The sequence below is a fragment of the Coprococcus intestinihominis genome, from assembly GCF_040096555.1.
GTDB classification, from domain to species: Bacteria; Bacillota; Clostridia; order Lachnospirales; family Lachnospiraceae; genus Coprococcus_A; species Coprococcus_A intestinihominis.
In genome coordinates this window covers 1-19,658 of sequence record NZ_JBBMEK010000032.1, presented here as the reverse complement: position 1 = coordinate 19,658, position 19,658 = coordinate 1, and the positions used below count along the sequence as shown (strand labels likewise).

The following is a 19,658-nucleotide window of genomic DNA, read 5'->3' as shown; positions in this document are numbered from 1 at the left end:
GAAGCGGCTGATTAACGATATGAAGAGCGTCACCCTGAACGACATGGACGGTGAGATCGCAGAGCTGATGTATAAGACCGTCCGGAAGCTCGAAGTCATGACCGACGCGGAGTTTGAGGAATTGTATATCATGCCGGACGGCATGGTGGATGACTGAAAGGAGGATGTCTATGCCCGTATTAGACGGTGATTTTGAAGCCTTCGTCACGAACCTTGGCAAATACAACGAGGGTATGCTGGTCGGTGAGTGGGTGAAGCTCCCCACCACCGAGGAAGAGATGCAGAAGGTCTTTGAGCGTATCGGGATCGGCAAGCAGGATGATTTCGGTCAGCCCTACGAAGAGTGGTTTATCACCGACTACGAATGCCCGATCTATGGCGTTCAGAAGATGCTTGGCGAGTACGAGAGCCTTGATAAGCTCAACTACCTTGCCGCTTTGATTGACGAGCTTTCCCTGAGCGATCAGGAAAAGCTCGCTGCCATTATGGAGGCTGGCTGCGATGAGGTCAGCGACATCGACGATCTCATCAACCTGACGTTCAATCTGGACTGCTACGACATCATGCCCGGTATCAATGACGAGTCCGATCTTGGCTATTACTACGCTCACGAAATTGGTATTTACTCCGAAAAGGATCTCGGACCGTTGGCAGACTACATCGACTATGAACGCTATGGGCGCGACATTGCGATGGATGAGCAGGGACGCTTCACCGATGAGGGCTATGTCCGTGTCGCAAGCGAACGCTGGGACAGGCAGTTTAACGGGGAGCTTGATGATATTCCCGATGAATACCGGATTACCGGCTCAGGGGAAGCCGCCGAGCGTGACAGCACCATCGCCGTTCTCGTCGTTGAGCCGGGAAAGGAGCCTTATGTGAAGGAGATTGACTCGGATCTCAAGTCCTTGCAGCATGAGGTCGGCGGCTGCATCGAGGCGATTTATCCCTACGAAGACCCTGTTGCTTTAGTCTGTAATGAGGAAGGCAAGCTGGAAGGGCTGCCCCTGAACCGCGCTCTGCGTGATGAGGACGGTGACATCTACGACGTTGTTGCCGGAACATTCATGGTGGTCGGCTTGACGGATGACAGCTTCGGTTCTCTGACCGTAGAGCAGATGCAGAAGTTCTCTGACCACTTCAAAGTGCCGGAGCAGTTTGTCAAGCTGGGCGATAAGATTGTGGCGATCCCCATGATCTCGAAGGAGCAGCAGAAGCAGGAGAGCATTGAGCAGAAGGACTTTGAGATGAACGCCGATACCTCCGGGCTGACGGTTGCCGGTCACATCGGGACGTGGCACACCATTGACCAGCACGAGGTCGGCGGTCACAGCTTTTACCTGATGGAGCATGACACCTACGGCGATGAAGCTGCCTGTATCATTGTCGATGAACGCGGCAAGCTCGTCCTCGATGATGTCTACAACGGCTTTGACGATGACACGCTCCGCCTCCTTGACCTTGAGGTCAAGGAAGTGCCGGAAATGCCCGATCCCGCGCTCTCCGTTCAGGATATGAAGGACTACGGCTACGCATGGGCTGGCGTTCTTCCCGCCGGTCAGGAGGCGGCTGAGAAGGCTTTGGAGAAGGGGTGCGAGGTTTACCGTCTTTATTCCGATAACACCGAGGGCTTGTGCGTGGATGCCAAGGAGATTGCCGATCATGCGGCAAAGGGCGGAATGCTCGGTATCAGCAAGGAAAGCTGGATGGCAGCTCTTGAGAAGGAAAACTACCTCAAGGCAGCGGAGATGTCGATGGAGGATGACTACGGCATGATTGATGGGATCATCAATAACGGTCCAAAGGAAGACAAGACCCTTGATGCCAAAGCCCCCGAAACCCGCGAGAAGTCCTCTATCATGGACAGACTCAAGGCTGCAAAGGGTGTAAAGCAGAAGGAATGCTGCCCTCCCAAAAAGCACAAAGGAGAGATTGAGTTGTGAGCAGAAGTCAGAAATGGCGGCAGGAGTGGTCGTTCTTCATCGGGGACAGCGGACGCCGGAAGTATAACCGCTTCTGCGTCCGCTGCGTCCATAGCTGCAAGCAGAGCTTCCGTGCGGATCTCATCGCCTGTCCGCACTTCTCCCGCAAGGCATCGCAGTGTAGACAGTTAGGGGTCGAAATAGCCTGTGATTGCAAGCCTCAGAGCGACGAGGAATGACCGCCCAGTGTGATTATATTCCCCGCACAGTTCCAGCAATAGAGCGAGAATAAGTGTCGATTTCGGCACTTGTTTGAATGCCCGGAAAACGAACCAAAAGCCTCTGTCGATGCCCGTTTTGGGTGTCGGCAGAGGCTCTTTTTTTATGACATATTCAAAATAGCGGACAGCAGCTCTTGAACCTGTTGCCGGTATTCCGGCTTTATATCCGAAATACGTCTGGCAAGCGCAAGGGCTTCCGCTTCTGGCTCATCGGTCCCAAAGATAATTCGGTCCGCACTGACGCCCAGCAAACGGCAAAGACGCTGCAAGGCTTCAAGAGAAATACCGGAAGCACCACGCTCAATAGCGCTCAGGTGATTCGGCGTCATGCCAAGCATTTCTGAGAGCGTGTCCTGCGTATAGCCCGCCTGTTCTCTTGCCACTTGAATATTGCCGCCGATTTCAATATTGATGTCCTTCTTCTCTCGCATAGCCTCACCACCTTTGCATTTAGTGTACCTAACGGCGGTGTCATTATCCACGGTACGCCGTCGTTGATTTTACTAACGACAATGCGTTGACTGTCCGTGATGAGGGTGATAGAATGGAGTTACCTACCAAAAGAGTGAAAGAAGGGGTGTCATGTCGCGCATTATTGAGTTTAGAAAGTCTGCTCAAAAAGCTGAAAAGCAATCCGTTCAAGGCAAGACTTGTGCGTTTACCGGTCATAGACCGCAGAGTCTTCCGTTCGGCTTTGATGAATCCGATAAGCGTTGTACTTCTTTGAAATCTGTTATGCGGGATCAGATTGTAGCACTCATCGAGAACGAGGGTGTCACGCATTTTATTACGGGCATGGCTCTTGGCGTCGATATGTATGCTGCGGAAATTGTACTCGATTTGAAATCAAAATACCCTCACATTACTCTGGAAAGCGCAATCCCTTGTGAGACACAAGCGATCAAATGGTCTGTGGCTTCACGGGAACGGTATTATAATATCGCGGCAAAGTGTGACAAGGAGACCATGCTGCAACGGGAGTACACGCCGGACTGCATGGACAAGAGAAATCGGTACATGGTCGATCACGCCGATTATATTCTCGCAGTATGGAATGGATGCCCCAGCGGTACCGGGAATACCGTGAGATATGCCCACAAAAAGGGCAAGACCATCATCGTCATCAATCCGGTTTCCCTTGATGTCACGCGGGAATAAGGCAAAAATCCCACTCCTGAATCATGCGTTGTGAAAACCGTGAAGTATTTCCCGATAGCGAATACACATTGCATTACTCAGTGATTATTGGAAACGTGTACGGCGTATGCTGCCCAGTGAACATCTCCACGGAACACATCGAATTTTCGCGGCTTCGCAAAACGGAAAGTGTCACCTTATGGACAGTCCATTGCCGAGGGAAAAATAAATCGCTGGAAACGGGAACGCCCCCGGCACTGTGCGTCTGGCACAGTGTCGGGGGCGTTTTTCCGTGTCTTAGTTATGAGCCAGTTCATTTAGGAGCAGCTTTCGATAGTCCACATCCAAGACGCAGCGATGGAAGTCCATCAGACGGTGTTCGTCGAACAGCTTTTCACAGAGCTTGGTCAGAGGATGATTCATCAGCTTTGAAGAAATGCCAGTCTCGTTGAAAAACCTTGCCCATGTGAAGACCTCTTCTAAATCCTCCTGCCCAAGCGTGGCGGGAATGATGGCGTTGCAGAGGCGGACAATGGGGCTGTCCGCAAATCGCTCTGCCACTTCCTCCGGTGTGCATTCATAGCGGTCACAGTCAAAGGAAAGTGCATCCTCAATTTTAAGATAATTTTCGGTTTCATCCCGCGTCAAGGTTATGGTGTAGTCTCCCATACCGGACGGCACATCAATATTCTCCATGACATCAAGCTCGAAACGGGAGCCGCCGATGATCGCTTCAAAGGAGAAGGACTGACAGATTACTGCTGGGTTTTTGTCTATCTTGTCCTCATTCAGAAATGACAGCGGATTATACTCCGTCAGTTCCCAGCCGATTTTACCTCTCTCTGTTTGCTCGGCAATCTGCTGGATCAGATGTTGTTCTTCTTCGTGCAGATTTTCATTGTACAACATGATACACCTCCGTTTTCTGATTGTCGTTTTTTGGGGGGCTGCTCTATGTTTCCGAAGAGACTGCCGTTTGTATCATCATTCCTTGGCGAGGGCAGACCTTCGTAAAACTTCCTAAGTTCGTCCAAACTGCTTGTCCGATTTTTGATAGGCAGGGAGTCCCATGTAATGTCATGATAGCGTTCCGGCGGCTCATCCCGCAGTCTTCGGTCGATAATGCAGACAATGCCGGTGTCTGTGAAATTGCGGATCAATCGCCCGATGCCCTGCTTGAGCTTGATAATCATTTCGGGAACGCGGACATCCATCAGGGCATCCTTTGCGACGGAACACTTATACTCGATAATTGGATCGGGGACAGGGAACGGAAGCCGGAAAATGATCACATTGGAAAGGCTTTTTCCTTCAATGCTGATACCTTCCCAGTATGCGCCCGTCCCCAGAAGCACGGAGTTTGTATCTTCCTTAAACTCATTCAGCACCTTGTCCTGCGACGATCCCGGCTGCTGCATCAGGATTTTGTACGGAAGATTTTTCTCGCTGAGAATGGAGTAGACCTCTTCCATGTCGGTCTTTGCCGTAAACAGCACGAGTGCCTTTCCATTGGAAATGCTCAGGATCTCAAGCAGTCGCTCCACACCCTTTTCAATAAAGGCTTCATGTTCTCTGGTCGGGTGCGGGAGATCGTCGCAATAGTAGATCATGGCGTGTTCATCGTATGGATATGGGGAAGGCTTTGGTTCGGATAAGCAGCCGCGGTCACCAGCGGGAAAGCCGGTATTGCTGATAAAGTAAGAATACTGTTCTTCCAGAGACCCGCTCGTGGCGTTCGTCAGCGTGGCAGAGGTCAAGATGGTTCTTTCATCACCATTGAAGTATAGGCGGCTCACAATTTCTCTTGTGTTTTTAGGGCAATAGACAAGTTCCGTGTTGCTGCCGTGCTGCTCAATCCAGATCAACATATCATCTATCCGGTCAAGAAGCTCCGAAAGGGATTCGCTGACGGCATCCAGATCATCAGAGGCAGCAAAGGAACGGTTGTTTCTGAAATCCATGCTGGAATAAATCTGAATGCTGGACGAAAGGTTATGTATGGCGGCGTTCATTTCAGTAAGCAGCTCAACTGCGCTGCCGTTTTGGTCAAAGAAAAAGCGGTCAGCATAGCGCATATCCTGCTCTGCATCGTTGATCTGCTTTTGGACTTGTGCTTTCAGGCAGTTATAGAAGGCGATGATTGCGCTTTCTGCCTCTCGCTTTTCTTTGGACACACTGCTTTGATCGGAGGATCGCAGCTCATAGAATGCGCTCTTAATCATTCCAAAGAGCATACCTTGCCCGAAACGCTCCGTTGTGGCACTCCGCACCTTATCATCCAAGTTGTGTGCTTCATCCACGACAAGCAGATCAGCGGCGGCGTTAATCAGCCCGTCCTGACCGCGCCGGAGTTTCATGACATGCTGGGTTAGAAAATCCTGATTGCACAGTACCACTCCATCCGTAAGCTTTAATGCTGCGCGGACTTTGTAATACTTGCACTTCTTTTCACAGGAGCCGCAATTCTTCATGCTGAACCGCTGAACATTTACCTTGTCCCAGACGCCTTGCGGCAAAACCTCCGGGAAATCCTTGCGTTCCTCATACCCTTGCTTGATTCCTTCTTTGAGCGCGTCCGGTGGGTCTGCTTTCGGGTCACACATATACTCATCTGCGCGTTTGTTGCAGAGATAATGGGTCTGTCCTTTTGCGAGGATAACATCTCTGTTCAGCCCAAGAAGAGGCATTACCGCGTGGACATCGCGCCAGAGCTGTTCTTGAAGCGCAATGGTCGAGGTTGCGATGATAACCGGCTTGTTCATGCGTTTGCTGTACAGCAGCACCGGCACAAGATAGCCAAAGGACTTTCCAATGCCCACGCCAGCTTCAATCGCAAAATGCTGATCGTTTATGAGGGCGTCCACAATCTCAAAGGACATATCCTGCTGTCCCTCACGCATTTCCAAACCATGCTGCGGGGCTTCATCCCAAAAGAAGGTGCTGACTTGCTCACTCATGGAGTACAGCTCTGCTTTTCTGCGCTTTTTCCGTTCCTCCAATGTATTGAATCCAAAATAGAATCTGTTGTCCATCCACATTCCTCCCGGAATAGAAACCAAGGCTATCCGCGTTTCAGTTCAATGCTGACGTTTCCGTTCTCGTCGATGGTCAGCGTCATGTGTCTGATGTGCTTCTCATAGAACTGCCGCCGCTCTGCGGGAGACATTTCGATCCTCGTGTTTCGCAGAGCAGCGTCAAACATATCGTTGACGTTCAGGTGAACGGAGTTGTCAATCCAGCGGTACATCTCCTTGAATAGTGCGTTTTTCTTGATGTCCTCGCTGTTGCCAGAGTAGAAGTCATCCAGATAGCAGTAGAATATCCCGGATTCTGCGAGTGCCGCCTTCATATCCGGTCCGCATTTTTCCCGCTCAATCATGACAAGGAATCTGGCGTCCGGCAAGGAAGAGATAAGCCCCCAGTAGTCGGAATCGCTTGAGACAATGACGAAGGAATCCACTTGCTTCTGGTAGTGTTCCTGACAGGCTCTTGCAGTGAGCTTAATGTCTACCAGTGATTTGTTCTGCTTGATCCGCTCAATCATGATATGTTCAACGGGGATGCGGATGTAGTTTTCAAGAATCCGCCATGCCGTAGCAGTATGCACGTCATCAAAGAGAATGATCGCCGTAATCTTCTGCATGACCTCATAATCAAGATTTTTTAGCGTGGCGCACAGCTTGTACGGGTCAGAGTTTTCGCAGTCCACTACTAATACGGTTTTCTCGCTATCATCTATGAAGTCGTAGATATTGTTTTTTACAAAAGCCCCTGCATCAGAGACTTTACTGTATTCCGTGAAGGCGTCGCAATGCCATTGATAAAGCAGGGTAGCAAACTTCTTATCGTTATAGAGGACATTACCCTCGTCCATCGGTACCCAGTTGATATACATTTGATAGGGGTAGTAGGAGAGACTTGCGTAATAGATGTCCGCAGCATCTTTCGTTCCGTCCTCTGTCAAGCCGTTTGGCATGATGAACAGCTCTTTTATGTACGACCAGTTAATCCAGATTGGAAAGAGGCTTTTGCAGTTGTTAATGCGGTCTGTAATCAGCCGGTTGATCTCGATAATGTGGTGGCAGAGCTTTGTACTCGACTTTTTGATAAAGCTGATTCCGTCATTTGAAAGCTGCTGCATACTGGACATTGGAAGAATCTCAGGCATCGAAAGAAGCCCACGGTATTCCATCCGCATGATGTCATTTATTTTCCGGTAATTGCGCTCAATGGCGGTGCGGATGATACATAGATTACGAATGATGCGGGCATTTTTATCCTGTTCAAGCCGGTTGTATATCTCTATCTTCGGCGGCTCGTGTTCATTTTGGAAAATACGAAGCGGGACGCCGATCAGGTAGGCGACCTTTGACACAAGCTCATAGGTGCTGTCTTTGTAGGCAATCTGCTCTCCGGCATATTCGACGCCATTCAACATGACTGAATTGCCCATAATCTACTCCTTTCTCGTAGGGGAGTTAAGCGGTCATTACATTGTCTGTCCACATCTCACACTGGCTCATGACAGTCTGGACAGCATCATCCATACCCTCAGGCGGATATTTGTGTTTTTTCAGCAGTCTTTTGACAAGACGGCGCATTCCTGCTCTTGCGCTCTCTTTCTTTTGCCAGTCTATTGTCTGGTTTTTGCGAAGCAAATCTGTCAGTTCTTTCGTGATAGCAATAAGCTCATCATGCTCGTAAAAGTCCTTGATTGCTTGCGGCTTCGTCAGAGCATCATAGAAAGCAAGTTCGTCCGCTGTCAATCCGAGTTTTTCACCCTCGGCGGCAGCAGCGGCAATGTCTTTCGCCAGCTTGAGTAATTCTTGAATGACTTCCTCGTTGGTCAGCATTCCGTTCAAATAGCGGTTCATTGCGCTCTGAATGATTTCGGAGAACTTCTCAGACTTGACGATATTTGTTCGGCGGTAAACAGAGACCTGTTCGGAAATCAGTTTTTTCAGGAGTTCGACTGCAAGATTCTTCTCCTTCATGTTTGCCACTTCTTCAAGGAACTTCGGATCGAACAACGAAAACTCAGTCTGGACATCAGAGAAAAGGTTGATAACGCCTTCGCTTTTGATACTGTGCTTCAAAAGCTCGTTAATGCGCTCATTTACTTCCGGAAGCGTAAACTTCTTTCCGGTACCGCCTGAAACCAAGCGCACGGTCATTGTTCTTACGGACTCGAAGAAAGCTGCCTCCATGCGAGTTTGCTCGTCTACCAAGCTGCTGCACAGCGAAAGTGCCTGCTTGAGAAGCAGGGCTTCTTTGATAAACACATTCTGTGTCTTCTCATGGTCGGGAAGCTCGTACTCTGCAACACTCTTGCCGAGTATGAAGTTCACTCCGCCGCTGATGAGCTTCGCCCTGTCAAGGTCGCTTCCGGTCATGAATTTCTCATAACTGAATCCGTGGAACAAATCTCTGCAAATAGAGAGCTTTTCAAGGAACTTCGGATATGCAGCCTTGCTTACATCTGTATCACCATAGTTCTTCTTGTCTCTGGCAGTATAGTCGTTCATTGCCTGTTTCAGTGCAGCCGCAATACCAACGTAATCGACAACCAAACCGCCTTCTTTATCTTTGAAGACACGATTGACGCGGGCGATAGCTTGCATCAGGTTGTGTCCAGCCATCGGCTTATAGACATACATCGTAGCAAGGGAGGGAACATCAAAGCCGGTCAGCCACATATCCACGACGATGGCGATTTTCAGCGGAGAGTTGTTGTCTTTGAATTTCCGCGCCATATCGTCCTTATGAGCTTTGTTGCCGATAATCTCACGCCATTCTTCGGGATCGTTATTGCCTTGCGTCATGACCACTGCAATCTTTTCCGTCCACGCTGGGCGTAGCTCAAGAATGCGCTTATAAATCTTCATTGCTATGGGACGCGAATAAGCAACGATCATCGCCTTGCCGGTCAGGATATTCTCACGGTAATTCTCGTAATGATCAAGAATGTCATTTACCAAGGAATTGATCGTCTGGTCGGCACCGAGGATTGCTTCCATCTGACCAAGTTCCTTTTTGCTCTTTTCAATGACATACGGATCGGCGTTGTCAGCCATAATATCATACTCATTATCGATCAGATGGAGGGTGTTCTCGTCGAGTTTCAGGTGAATCACACGGCTCTCGTAATAGACGGGTCTTGTAGCTCCGTCTTCAACTGCCTGTGTCATATCATAGATGTCGATGTAATCACCGAAGACTTCTCGTGTGCTGCGATCTTTTGTGGAGATCGGTGTTCCGGTGAATCCAATGTAGGTCGCATTAGGAAGCGTGTCTCTTATAATGCGGGCAGTGCCGATAACGGTTTTCGCCTCGACTTCGCCGTTGTCCTTCTGCTTGACCACAACCTTCTCATTGAGACCATATTGCCCACGATGCGCTTCATCAGCCATCACGATAATGTTCCGGCGTTCCGAAAGAGCTTCGTTGCTTTCTTCAAACTTCTGCATGGTCGTGAAGATTATGCCGTTTGCCTGTCTGTTTGCAAGCAGTTCTTTCAGATTCTTGCGGCTCTCAGCGTGCTGCGGCGTTTGCCGGAGGAAGTCCTTGCAGCGGGCGAATTGTCCGTAAAGCTGGTCGTCCAGATCGTTACGGTCGGTAATGACAACGATAGTGGGGCTTTCTAACGCTTCTTGCAGATAATGAGCATAGAAGACCATAGACAACGATTTTCCGCTGCCCTGTGTATGCCAGAAGACGCCGCCCTTGCCGTCTGTCACAGTCGCGTGCTTCGTAGACTCAATCGCCTTTTTGACTGCAAAATACTGATGATACCCAGCGAGTATCTTGAATGTATTCTGTCCATCCACATTAAAGCAGATGAAGTTTTTCACGATGTCAAGGAAGCGGGTCTTCTCAAACAGTCCTACAAAGAATGTGTCAAATGATGCGTGTTGCGTATTCTCATAGCTGCCGTCTGTTGTTTTCCACTCCATAAAGCGGTCTTCGCCGGACGTGATTGTACCAGCCTTTGAAGTGGTCAAGTCGCTCATGACACATACCGCATTATAAATGAACATAGAGGGGATCTCATACATATAGTTCCGGAGCTGGCGGTATGCTGCGGAAGCGTCGGTTTCTTCGCGGGACGGAGACTTCAACTCCACAATGACGAGCGGGAGACCATTGACAAAGAGAATCACATCTGGTCTTTTTTCGGAGTTCTCAATGAAAGTCCATTGATTCGCAACTGTGAACTCGTTACTGGCAGGATTTTTGAAGTCTACAAGGTAAACAAGGGTAGAGCGTTCTTCACCCTTGTCATAGTATTTTACCGGGACTCCGTTTTGGAGGTAGTCCATAAAGACCATGTTCTTCTGCAAGAGCGTTCCAGTTTCAAAGTTCTTGAGCTTATAGATTGCCTCCGTCAGAGCGTCCATAGGCAGGCTCTTGTTGATCCGCTGCAAGGAAGGCAGCAGAACATCCTCATAAAGCGGCGAGTGATAATCGCGCTCCACGTCCGGTCCATAGATATAGTTATAGCCCAGTTCTTCATTGAGAAGCTGCAAGACAGCGTTCTCGTAATTTGATTCTGTAAAATATCCTGCCATAGTTTGTCACTCCCTTTTACGCCAGACTCGCCCCGAACTGATCCAGCGTGTTTTCTGCATCTCTGTCAGTGACGGGCTTATTCATCGCTTTTTCAATTAGGTTTAGAAGGCTTTTTGCTCTGTCGATGAAATAGCCATTGAAGTCATCTGCCTTCAATTCTGCATAGTTGATAAAGTGCGATTCCACCCGTGCTTGCAACTCATTCTCGGTCAGTCCATCAACCTTCTTTAGAATTGCCCCCAGATACTCACTCGGCGCATTTCCGCCAATCGAGCGGTTGGTGGCTGGAAGAATCGGGGTCTTGTTAATGATGGAATTATACCGTTCGCGCTTGATGCCCATTTTCTCGCAATATGCTTCGGGGAATATATGGTGAATATCCGGAGACTCAAGCATACTGTTTACAATGTCAATCGTCGTGTTGTTCATAAAGTCACGACACTTCTCCTTGTAAAGAAGAGCCATTATACCTTTATATGCCGCGCTCAAGCGAGTTTGAAGGGTTAGCAGCCGCGTAGAAGAAAAGACTGCGCTGTTAATCGTGTGCATTGCATTCGGACGTCCATTGACCTCTTCAACCATGTCCTCAATGTCATAGGCATAGCGGGTTTCGTTCGCACCGCCATACATCTCACCCAAAATCCCGCACCAATACCACCGAGAAAGAGTTTTGATTGTGTTTGGCTCATTGCATTTGGATTTTCCGAGAACAGCGCAGATTGCCGCAAGTGGAATCAACTGCGTTGTATAGGGCAAATCTCTTTGACGGAAAACGCACTGATCCCGAAGAAGAAACTCCTTTGCGATTTTGAACCCAGACAGCACTGCATCCCGGTTCGCTATGTACGATTCATAAGGAAGTCCCAGAACATCTTTCTTTTTGCAGGAGATTGTGTTTGTCTTTCCAGACTGCTTGTTCAAATAGCTTGTAAAGAGACAAACCGTTGTCAGGAAGGTAGTCTCATCAATCCCATCGAACAGGTCTGTTCTCAGCGTGTCACCGAAACCGCAAATTGTATTTCGACACTGCACCCAGTCTTTTCTCAGGTCAAAGTCTCTTGTGGCATAAGTTGCGGTAACAAGCTCAAACACCGTGAGAGGAACACCACCGGTATTGACGTTCTCAAACACCTTGCACACTGCCTCTCGCGGCGTGGACTTGTCCAGCGTAATCACAGGCAGCTTATACCCGGAAATTGTATTCAGCACATCCGCCTGAAAACGCTTGAACTCGTCCATTGCCTCCGGCTTCATTCCATAGTGCGTCATGTAGCCCATGAACCAGTCCATAACGGCGTTGCTATCGAACACAATATTGACCGGGAACAGCTTATTCTCGTATTCATATTCTCTGGTTGAGAGGTCGAGCTTCACATCACGGTCAAAGTTTTCTTTGATCTTGCGGTCTTCCGGAATAGACAAGACTGCATCAAAACGATCCTCATCATCGTCAAGGCACTTCTCCATTGAGAGATAGTAATAACGCTTAATAGCCTTGCCTTTTTCTGTTTTGGTCGAGACCGGCTCTTTAGAGGATGTTGCCTGATAGATGGAAGTAAGTCGCTGCTGTCCATCAAGAATCAAATGCTCCGGCTTTACTGAGACGCCTTTTACGCCCGTAATTGTGCGGTATTTGAATTGAATGTCCGGATTACCGTATTGTAGCCGCATAATGGCACCCATAGGGTAGCCTTGCGACAAACTGGCGATAATTCCTCTAATTCGGTTATCATCCCAAGTCCAGTCGCGCTGAAACTCCGGCAACTGCATTGAGCCGGACTTAACCTCCGCTAAAAGCTGACTTAGGTTTGTATCAAGAGATTGTGGTGAAATAATCACGTCTGCGCCTCCTTCATTGAGTTTTACTGATCGGACGAGCCCAGTCTGCTTTCCAAATCTGAAATATCGCTGCGGATGGAAGAGATGTCCGACTCAATATCGTCAACCCGCTCGGATAAAGAAGCCTGCTGACTTTGAATGTACTCCATTTGTGAGTATAGACCTCGCACTGCCAGAATCAATTCTACCATCAGCCCCTTATCATCGAGGGAGAGAAGACGGTCTTTTTCAGCCTGTATCTTTTCCGCCTCCTGTTGAAGCCGCTCTTTCTCACGAACTGCTTCTGCTGCGGCTTTCTCAAGACGAACCCGTTCCTTTTCAAGACGCTTTTTCTGGCGCTCGTCTTTGCTTTTTTTCAAGCTCTCCTGAACTTTATCAAACATGGTACAACCTCCAAATCAGGTAAACGATAATTTAGAGCAGCAAGCTCAATCCTATTTTCAAGAATTATTTGTTGATAATGCTGATCCAGAATGGGCTATCGGAACAATTAGCGATCTTGGTACTGTTGTTGGAGGCAGTACACCTTCAAAAGCTAAACCTGAGTATTACACGGAGTCCGGTATAGCATGGATAACCCCGAAAGATTTATCTATCAACAAGTCGAAGTTCGTTTCTCATGGTGAGAATGACATAACTGAACTTGGTTTGAAGAACAGCAGCGCAGCAATCATGCCAGAAGGAACAGTGTTGTTCTCATCTCGTGCGCCAATAGGTTATATTGCTATCGCCGCTGGTGAAGTAACAACAAATCAAGGTTTCAAATCGGTTGTGCCTAAGCCGGAAATTGGAACACCATTTGTTTACTTCTTTTTGAAAAACACTCTCCCGGTCATTGAAGGCATGGCATCCGGGTCAACATTCAAAGAAGTATCTGGCAGCACTATGAAAAATGTCCCGGCGGTTATTCCTGACGCTGAAACTCTTGCCAAATTCAGCGACTTTTGCGCTCCTATCTTTGCACAGCAACGTATTTTGGAAGAGCAGAATCAATCGCTTGCGACATTGAGAGATAATTTGCTGCCCAAACTGATGTCTGGCGAGATCGATGTGTCTGCTGTCCAGCTCTAAGCTGCTAAATTATCGTTTATCTGCTCGTTGCAGGTGATCTTATCTTCGAGGCATTGCATCGTTTGTACGATAACTTCTTGTACAGCAAGCGAAGGAACGGGTATGGTCAAATTGGCAACTTCGGAAAATGTAATCTGAGGGAATGTGCCAGATCGCGTTTCAGCTAACAGTTGAAGTTCTGCAACTGTGGAACTATTCTTCAAGAAATAGTATAGGTACTTAGGAGATACCACATCCTTTTTTGCACGAATTACCATCAGTTTAGTTGAAGCGATATAGTCTATGGGCGAAAAATCCACATAGGCAAACCGCCTGTTCTGTGGACGGATCTCGCTATATAAAATATCGTCTCGCTGAAAAGTCTTCTTGAACTGCCCTTTCAAATTGGAGTTTGGAACTCGTTCGTGGTTGAGAACTCTACCCTCTAAAACGTCCGAGGTATTGATAAGCGTCACCATATTCTTTTTTTCGCGATAAGTGTCCGAAATAGACGAACAAACTTCACCAACGGGCATATATATTGTTCCATTCATACTACCCACCATCCTAACCGATGTATTTTCTATGTGCCAGCTTCACATTCTGCTGTTTCACCATTGCATAGTGCATGGTGGTGTCGATTTTCTGATGCCCTAAGAGCTGCTGGACTTGCTCTATGGGCATTCCTTTGTCTATGGCAGTTGTAGCCAGTGTACGCCTGAACTTGTGAGGGTGAACCTTCGGGATATTCAGACGCTTTCCCAGCTCCCGAAGGCGTGTCTCCACTCCGCCAATCATCAATCGGTCAAAGGGAGCTTTCAGGGAAACAAACAAAGCTGGGTTTTCATCCGTTCGCCCCTCAAGGTAGTTTTGAAGGTGGATTTTCGTCCTTGCGTCGAAATAGACCAATCGTTCTTTATTACCCTTGCCGATAACAACGCATTCGCGCTCATTGAAGTTGATGTCTTCGCGGTTTAGTGTGACCAGCTCACCAACACGCATTCCAGAGGAAGCCAGAAGATCAATCATCGCCAAGTCTCGTGCTGTTGTGCAGTTGTCACGCATCAGCTCTAACACTTCATCGGTGTAGGTGTCCTTGACCACCTTTGCAGTCTTAACTTTGTGAATACGGCGTACCGGGCTTTTCACAATGAAATCCTCATCTTCAAGCCATGAGAAGAAGCTCGACAGTATCCGGCGGATGTTGTCTATGGTCACTTTGCTCGACCTGCGCTGAACTTGATAGTTTGTCAGATAGCGGCGCAAATCATCTGTGGTGATCTGTCGCACAGCCTTTCCAACTCCGGCAATTAGAGCCTCAATCGTCTTCCGGTAGTAGCTCAGGGTTTTCTCCGAACAGCCTTCGATCCGCTTTGCCGTGATAAATGCTTCGACTGCATCTGCTTCGTCTGCTGGAATTGAGCCACTATCATAGGTGATCGTTGCCCCTTCCAATGTCTCAGCCATTGCATCCCGAAGGTGCATGAGTTGTTCGTTGTTAAGATACGGCAGCATTTTTCGCTGTATCTCCGTGATGAGTTGTTCTGTCATTGTCGTGTCTCCTTTCGAGGTAAGAGAACGACATTCAGTGGCAGTCCCTTTTGTAAAACTCTCGCCACTGGTGAGAGTTATTCAGACGGTAAACGATAATTTAGCGGCTTAGAGTTGGACGGCGGAGACATCAATCTCGCCGGACATGAGCTTAGGTAGCAATGAATCCCGTAGTGTTGAAAGTCGCAAGTTTTCGATGTTGTTGTTAAGTACCTCCTGAAACATGGGTTCTGCAACACGGAGAAACGCCGTAGCATCATCATCAGAGAGTTTCATGATTTGCTCTGATTCAAAATCTCTGGTGGTAATCGCATCAAATACAGCTCCACTTGCTTTGTGCTTGAGCCTATCAACAGCTTTGAGTGTGTAGAAATATACAAGAAGTTGATGCGTCTCTTTACCGACAAGCGCGTAGCAGGATTGGTTCATGGCCATCGGAACTCCGGACATACCAACTTTACCAACAGTGCCTCTTGCAGTGACGAAAACGGTGTTCACAGGATACAGTCGGCTGTTACAATGTGAAAGACCTTCTTTTGAGATAGTCTTTTCTGTGATAAGGGTGTATGGTATGCCAACATCTTTTGGGGTAAAGAAGGCAATATTACCGTTCCAATAAGTGTTTTCGCCTGTTTTCGGTGTCCCACCGCCGAGTATCTGTATCAAATCGGTGAATCTAACCTCGGTGTTTGACCGATCATAGAGGCTTGAAAACAATGCGGCTGCTTGCTGCTGTAAATTATCGTTTAGCTCTTGATTGTTCACAATCTTTTTTTGGATTGTGGAAATAATCTCGACAACACATTTCTGAATACTTAATTCAGGCAATACGACCTCAATCTGTTGAAAGGTCGAAGATGGTCTCGCCAATGCAGGGACGCCAACCTGTGAGGCATTGCTTAGAAGTTTATGCTGTCCTATTGGAGTGTGGAAGTAATAGACAAGGTATTCGGGCAAAACCTTGTCGTTGCATCGCACCCTAAACTGAGATTGCGAAATCACATACCGGTCATATTTTGAATCTTGAGGAATAAACACTATTTGCCCAAGCGTTCCTCTGTGTGTTATTACAATATCCCCGCGATGTGCATTTGCCTTGTTAAGAGAGTCAGCTTTTTTCCTTGTGACATAGCGGAATGTCTTTTCGGATAGAGAAAAGCCCTCAAGATTACTACCATTTAGGACAGGTACGCCACTATCCACAAAACACGAGACTTTAATATTTGATCCGAATGGACCCATCGCAATTTCATCAATTAGGTCAGCAATACGATACGTTTCATAGCCCATATCCAATCGCCCCCAGTCGTTCTTTGATCTGCGTCTCAAGTTCATGGGACTTTGCGAAAAGCTCAGAAAGTTCAGAAGTCAAACGCCCCATTTTCTCTTCAAACGGCTCGCCGTCATCTTCCTGTTCCTCAATACCAACATAGCGTCCCGGAGTGAGAATGTAATCCTGCTTTGCAATGTCCTGTGTAGTGACAACAGCACAGAAGCCCTTTTCATCTTCGAGTGTTCCATCAACGAAGGCATTATAAGTGTCGGCAATTTTCTTGATGTCTTCATCCGTCAGTTCGCGCAGCTTCCGCGTAACCATAGTGCCGAGTTTCCGTGCGTCGATGAACAGCGTTTTGCCTTTTTGCTTCTTGTTCTTTGCAAGGAACCAGAGCGATACCGGGATCTGCGTCGTGTAGAATAGCTGCGTCGGCATTGCAACGATACAGTCCACAAGGTCAGCATTGATAATGTTCTTGCGGATTTCACCTTCACCGCCGGACTGCGAAGAAAGCGAACCATTTGCAAGCACCATACCGATACGTCCATTCGGAGCGAGATGCCAGATCATGTGCTGCAACCACGCGAAGTTTGCATTTCCAGCAGGAGGCGTACCATACTGCCAACGGACATCATCAACGAGTTTATCTGCACCCCAGCCAGAAAGATTGAAGGGAGGATTCGCCATAATAAAGTCTGCCTTGAGCTGCGGGTGACAATCGTTAAAGAATGTGTCCGCATTAAACTTGCCGAGGTCGGCTTCAATACCGCGAATGGCAAGATTCATCTGCGCCATCTTCCATGTGGTCGGGTTAGAGTCCTGACCAAAAACAGAAATCTTGTTGATGTTGCCGCCGTGATTTTCGATGAACTTTGCGGACTGAACAAACATACCGCCAGAGCCGCAGCACGGGTCATAAACACGCCCATTAAACGGCTGCAACACTTCAACAAGGGTACGCACAACGCAAGAGGGAGTATAGAACTCACCGGCAAGTTTGCCTTCTTGCTCGGCAAACTTGGAGAGGCAATATTCGTATGTGCGACCAAGAATGTCCTTGCTGTTTCCATGCTCGATCATCTGAATATTGGTGAAGAGATCAACCACTTCACCAAGACGCCGCTTGTCCAGCTCTGGACGGGCGAAGTTCTTAGGAAGAATATCTTTGAGACGCTTGTTTTCTTTCTCAATACTGCGCATTGCATCATCAATCACCGTGCCAATTTCCGGCGTATGAGCGGCAGCAGCAATCGCGCTCCATCGTGCATTCTCAGGGACAAAGAAGATGTTTTCGGCAGTGTATTCGTCCTGGTCTTCTTCAAATCCATCGCCTTCTTCAACCAGCTCCTTGTACTTTGCTTCAAAGCGATCTGAAATGTATTTCAGGAAAATCAGTCCGAGAACGACCGACTTATATTCGGATGCGTCGATGTTTCCGCGCAGGACGCAAGCCGCGTCCCAGATTTGTTTTTCAAAGCCGATATTGCTTGTGTTATTTTCAGCCATTTCAGCAACCTCCAAAGTTATAGTTTCACACTTACTATTCTACAAAAAGAGCTGTACGAAAAACCGGACTCAGTTCTTGTCCGTTCGCACAGCCTCACATATATCTCCGATGTCACAGTTCAAGTAATCACAAATGCGCAGCAAAATAGAGAGGGACACATCTTCCCCCTTATTCAGTTTCGTCCATGTTCCGGATGCAAGGTTAAGCTCTTGACGGAAAGTGGACTTCTTTATGTCACGTTCTAACAGGAGCATCCAAAGTTTTTTATAGCTGATTCCCATGATACGCACCCCTTAACTCATCCGCTAATCATGACTTCCGTTCTATTTTACACGAAAACCTCTTTGAATGCAATTATCTCATGCACAAGTTCACAAAAAAGATGCAAGTTCTTGATGGTTTTGATTTTCAAAAAGGGCAAGGCAGTTATTCACGAAAGCCGCCTTGCCCTTTCTCTTTATTCGCGCTGAGAATTGCGCTGATGCTCTTGGTCGCGCTCTGTGTTTGGTTTGAGAAAATCGTCCACGTTTGCCTTCAAGGTGTCGATCATCCGTGCTTCCTTTTTGAGTTTTGCACGTTCGTCATAAAGCCGCTGCTGCTCTTCAAGAAGTCTCTGCTGTTCCGCTTGCAGTGTCTTCAAGCTCGGCAGCTTTTCTTCTCCCTGCATGGCAAGCAATGTGCTTCGCGCCGCCTCAAAGATCACAAGCTCTGCCTCGTGCTTTGCCTTGAAGCTCGGCTTATCCTTCGCCTTCTGGAAGGCGTCATACACGGGCTTGAGCCGCTGATAGTTGGAGATATTCTTGATAAGCGGCTGGACTTCACGCAGACGTGCTTCCACAGCTTTCAGTTCCTTGCCGGTGCGGTCATAGGAGCCGTGAACATCCTCAACCTTCTTCTCAAGATCAGCGTATTGGAGCAAGTTGTTTTCCGTGAGATAGTTGAGCGTCCGTGCCGCTTCCTTGAGGATTGTGAGCTTGGCTTTATACTCATAGCCCTTGCTGTCGATGAGCCTGATCCGCTCCTGAATATCTCCGATAAGGGAGATGCCATTCGGCACGGTCTGCCTCCGGTTTCTGCGCGGCGTCCGTCCGGCAATCCGCTCCTTGATGCGTTCCTCGGTGTAGTTCTCTCCGATGGTTTTAGACCGGGTAAACCGCTCCTGTCCTTCAGCGCGAAAGGAGATATATTTGCCGGTCTTGATTTCATAACCGGCTTCCTGCATGAGCCGCAGAAAATCATCGTAGTCCTTCGCTGTGATGACAAGCCGGTCGATGGTCTGCTTGAGTTTTTGCTTCCAGCTCGTGCCGCGTTTGGCTTCGGTGTACTCCTTGTAGCTCATGCCTTTGTTCTGAGAGGGAGGGATAACAGAGAGACCGTTTTCCTTACAGAGCCGGTCGCTGACCTCACGCATATCATAGTAAATCCGCTTGTAGCTCTTGTATGCGTGGTAGTCCACAAAGTCAACCGCATTGAAAATCAGATGGTTATGAACATGGTCTTTGTCAATGTGAGTGGTCAGCACATAC

Annotated in this window: 17 protein-coding genes; 4 read left to right on the top strand and 13 right to left on the bottom strand. The window is 48.2% G+C overall.

From position 1 onward, the window contains the following. Positions 1-7: 7 nt before the first annotated feature. Positions 8-157, top strand: a complete 150-nt coding sequence (locus tag WMO25_RS04370) for a transposon-transfer assisting family protein (protein ID WP_349084266.1) — start codon at positions 8-10, stop codon at positions 155-157. A gap of 13 nt (positions 158-170) precedes the next feature. Continuing rightward, the gene (locus tag WMO25_RS04365) at positions 171-1,943 is read left to right on the top strand and encodes an antirestriction protein ArdA (RefSeq protein WP_349084264.1); all 1,773 of its coding nucleotides are present in this window, start codon (positions 171-173) and stop codon (positions 1,941-1,943) included. A gap of 361 nt (positions 1,944-2,304) precedes the next feature. Here the strand turns inward: WMO25_RS04365 and WMO25_RS04360 are convergent, their stop codons facing one another. After that, on the bottom strand, positions 2,305-2,634 hold the full coding sequence (locus WMO25_RS04360; RefSeq protein WP_006573527.1) for a helix-turn-helix domain-containing protein: 330 nt from the start codon (positions 2,632-2,634) through the stop codon (positions 2,305-2,307). A 151-nt stretch (positions 2,635-2,785) separates the two neighbouring features. Here WMO25_RS04360 and WMO25_RS04355 point away from each other — a divergent pair, with 151 nt between their 5' ends. Further along, positions 2,786-3,361, top strand: a complete 576-nt coding sequence (locus WMO25_RS04355) for an SLOG family protein (RefSeq protein ID WP_148336307.1) — start codon at positions 2,786-2,788, stop codon at positions 3,359-3,361. Between the two features lie 276 nt (positions 3,362-3,637). Here WMO25_RS04355 and WMO25_RS04350 read toward each other — a convergent pair whose 3' ends face one another. From WMO25_RS04350 to WMO25_RS04325, 6 genes are read right to left on the bottom strand one after another with little or no spacing between them, the layout of a single operon-like run. Beyond that, a complete protein-coding gene (locus WMO25_RS04350) occupies positions 3,638-4,249 on the bottom strand; it encodes a hypothetical protein (protein WP_349084262.1) in 612 nt (203 codons plus the stop codon). Beyond that, positions 4,207-6,372, bottom strand: a complete 2,166-nt coding sequence (locus tag WMO25_RS04345; RefSeq protein WP_349084260.1) for an ATP-dependent DNA helicase — start codon at positions 6,370-6,372, stop codon at positions 4,207-4,209. The genes WMO25_RS04350 and WMO25_RS04345 overlap by 43 nt, the downstream gene beginning before the upstream one ends. Before the next feature lie 29 nt (positions 6,373-6,401). Beyond that, entirely contained in the window at positions 6,402-7,793 is a 1,392-nt protein-coding gene (locus WMO25_RS04340) for an NYN domain-containing protein (RefSeq protein ID WP_349084258.1), read from the bottom strand. A 25-nt stretch (positions 7,794-7,818) separates the two neighbouring features. After that, positions 7,819-10,908, bottom strand: coding sequence for a type I restriction endonuclease subunit R (locus WMO25_RS04335; protein WP_015564516.1), 3,090 nt, complete (start codon positions 10,906-10,908; stop codon positions 7,819-7,821). 16 nt (positions 10,909-10,924) lie between these two features. Then, entirely contained in the window at positions 10,925-12,748 is a 1,824-nt protein-coding gene (locus tag WMO25_RS04330) for a GmrSD restriction endonuclease domain-containing protein (RefSeq protein WP_227202768.1), read from the bottom strand. Positions 12,749-12,771: 23 nt separating this feature from the next. Further along, the gene (locus WMO25_RS04325; protein WP_015564517.1) at positions 12,772-13,131 is read right to left on the bottom strand and encodes a hypothetical protein; all 360 of its coding nucleotides are present in this window, start codon (positions 13,129-13,131) and stop codon (positions 12,772-12,774) included. Between WMO25_RS04325 and WMO25_RS04320 the strand changes: the two genes are divergently transcribed. Continuing rightward, positions 13,130-13,819, top strand: coding sequence for a restriction endonuclease subunit S (locus WMO25_RS04320; RefSeq protein WP_349084255.1), 690 nt, complete (start codon positions 13,130-13,132; stop codon positions 13,817-13,819). The two genes, WMO25_RS04325 and WMO25_RS04320, sit on opposite strands and share 2 nt — an antisense overlap. On the opposite strand, the gene WMO25_RS04315 is transcribed toward WMO25_RS04320, so the two are convergent. The 6 genes from WMO25_RS04315 to WMO25_RS04290 all read right to left on the bottom strand — a co-directional run. Further along, positions 13,816-14,352: a restriction endonuclease subunit S gene (locus WMO25_RS04315; protein WP_094762436.1), complete on the bottom strand. Its 537-nt coding sequence runs from the start codon at positions 14,350-14,352 to the stop codon at positions 13,816-13,818. The genes WMO25_RS04320 and WMO25_RS04315 overlap by 4 nt on opposite strands. A gap of 13 nt (positions 14,353-14,365) precedes the next feature. Next, positions 14,366-15,349 (bottom strand): site-specific tyrosine recombinase/integron integrase, encoded by a 984-nt coding sequence (xerA, locus tag WMO25_RS04310; protein ID WP_015564519.1) that lies wholly within the window; start codon positions 15,347-15,349, stop codon positions 14,366-14,368. A 108-nt stretch (positions 15,350-15,457) separates the two neighbouring features. Then, entirely contained in the window at positions 15,458-16,639 is a 1,182-nt protein-coding gene (locus tag WMO25_RS04305; protein ID WP_349084252.1) for a restriction endonuclease subunit S, read from the bottom strand. Beyond that, on the bottom strand, positions 16,629-18,131 hold the full coding sequence (locus WMO25_RS04300) for a class I SAM-dependent DNA methyltransferase (RefSeq protein ID WP_015564521.1): 1,503 nt from the start codon (positions 18,129-18,131) through the stop codon (positions 16,629-16,631). Before WMO25_RS04300 ends, WMO25_RS04305 begins: the two co-directional genes overlap by 11 nt. Before the next feature lie 69 nt (positions 18,132-18,200). Next, positions 18,201-18,413, bottom strand: coding sequence for a helix-turn-helix domain-containing protein (locus tag WMO25_RS04295; protein WP_349084250.1), 213 nt, complete (start codon positions 18,411-18,413; stop codon positions 18,201-18,203). A 176-nt stretch (positions 18,414-18,589) separates the two neighbouring features. Continuing rightward, positions 18,590-19,658, bottom strand: a 1,069-nt coding sequence (locus tag WMO25_RS04290) for a relaxase/mobilization nuclease domain-containing protein (RefSeq protein ID WP_349084249.1), incomplete at its 5' end; no start/stop codon positions are given.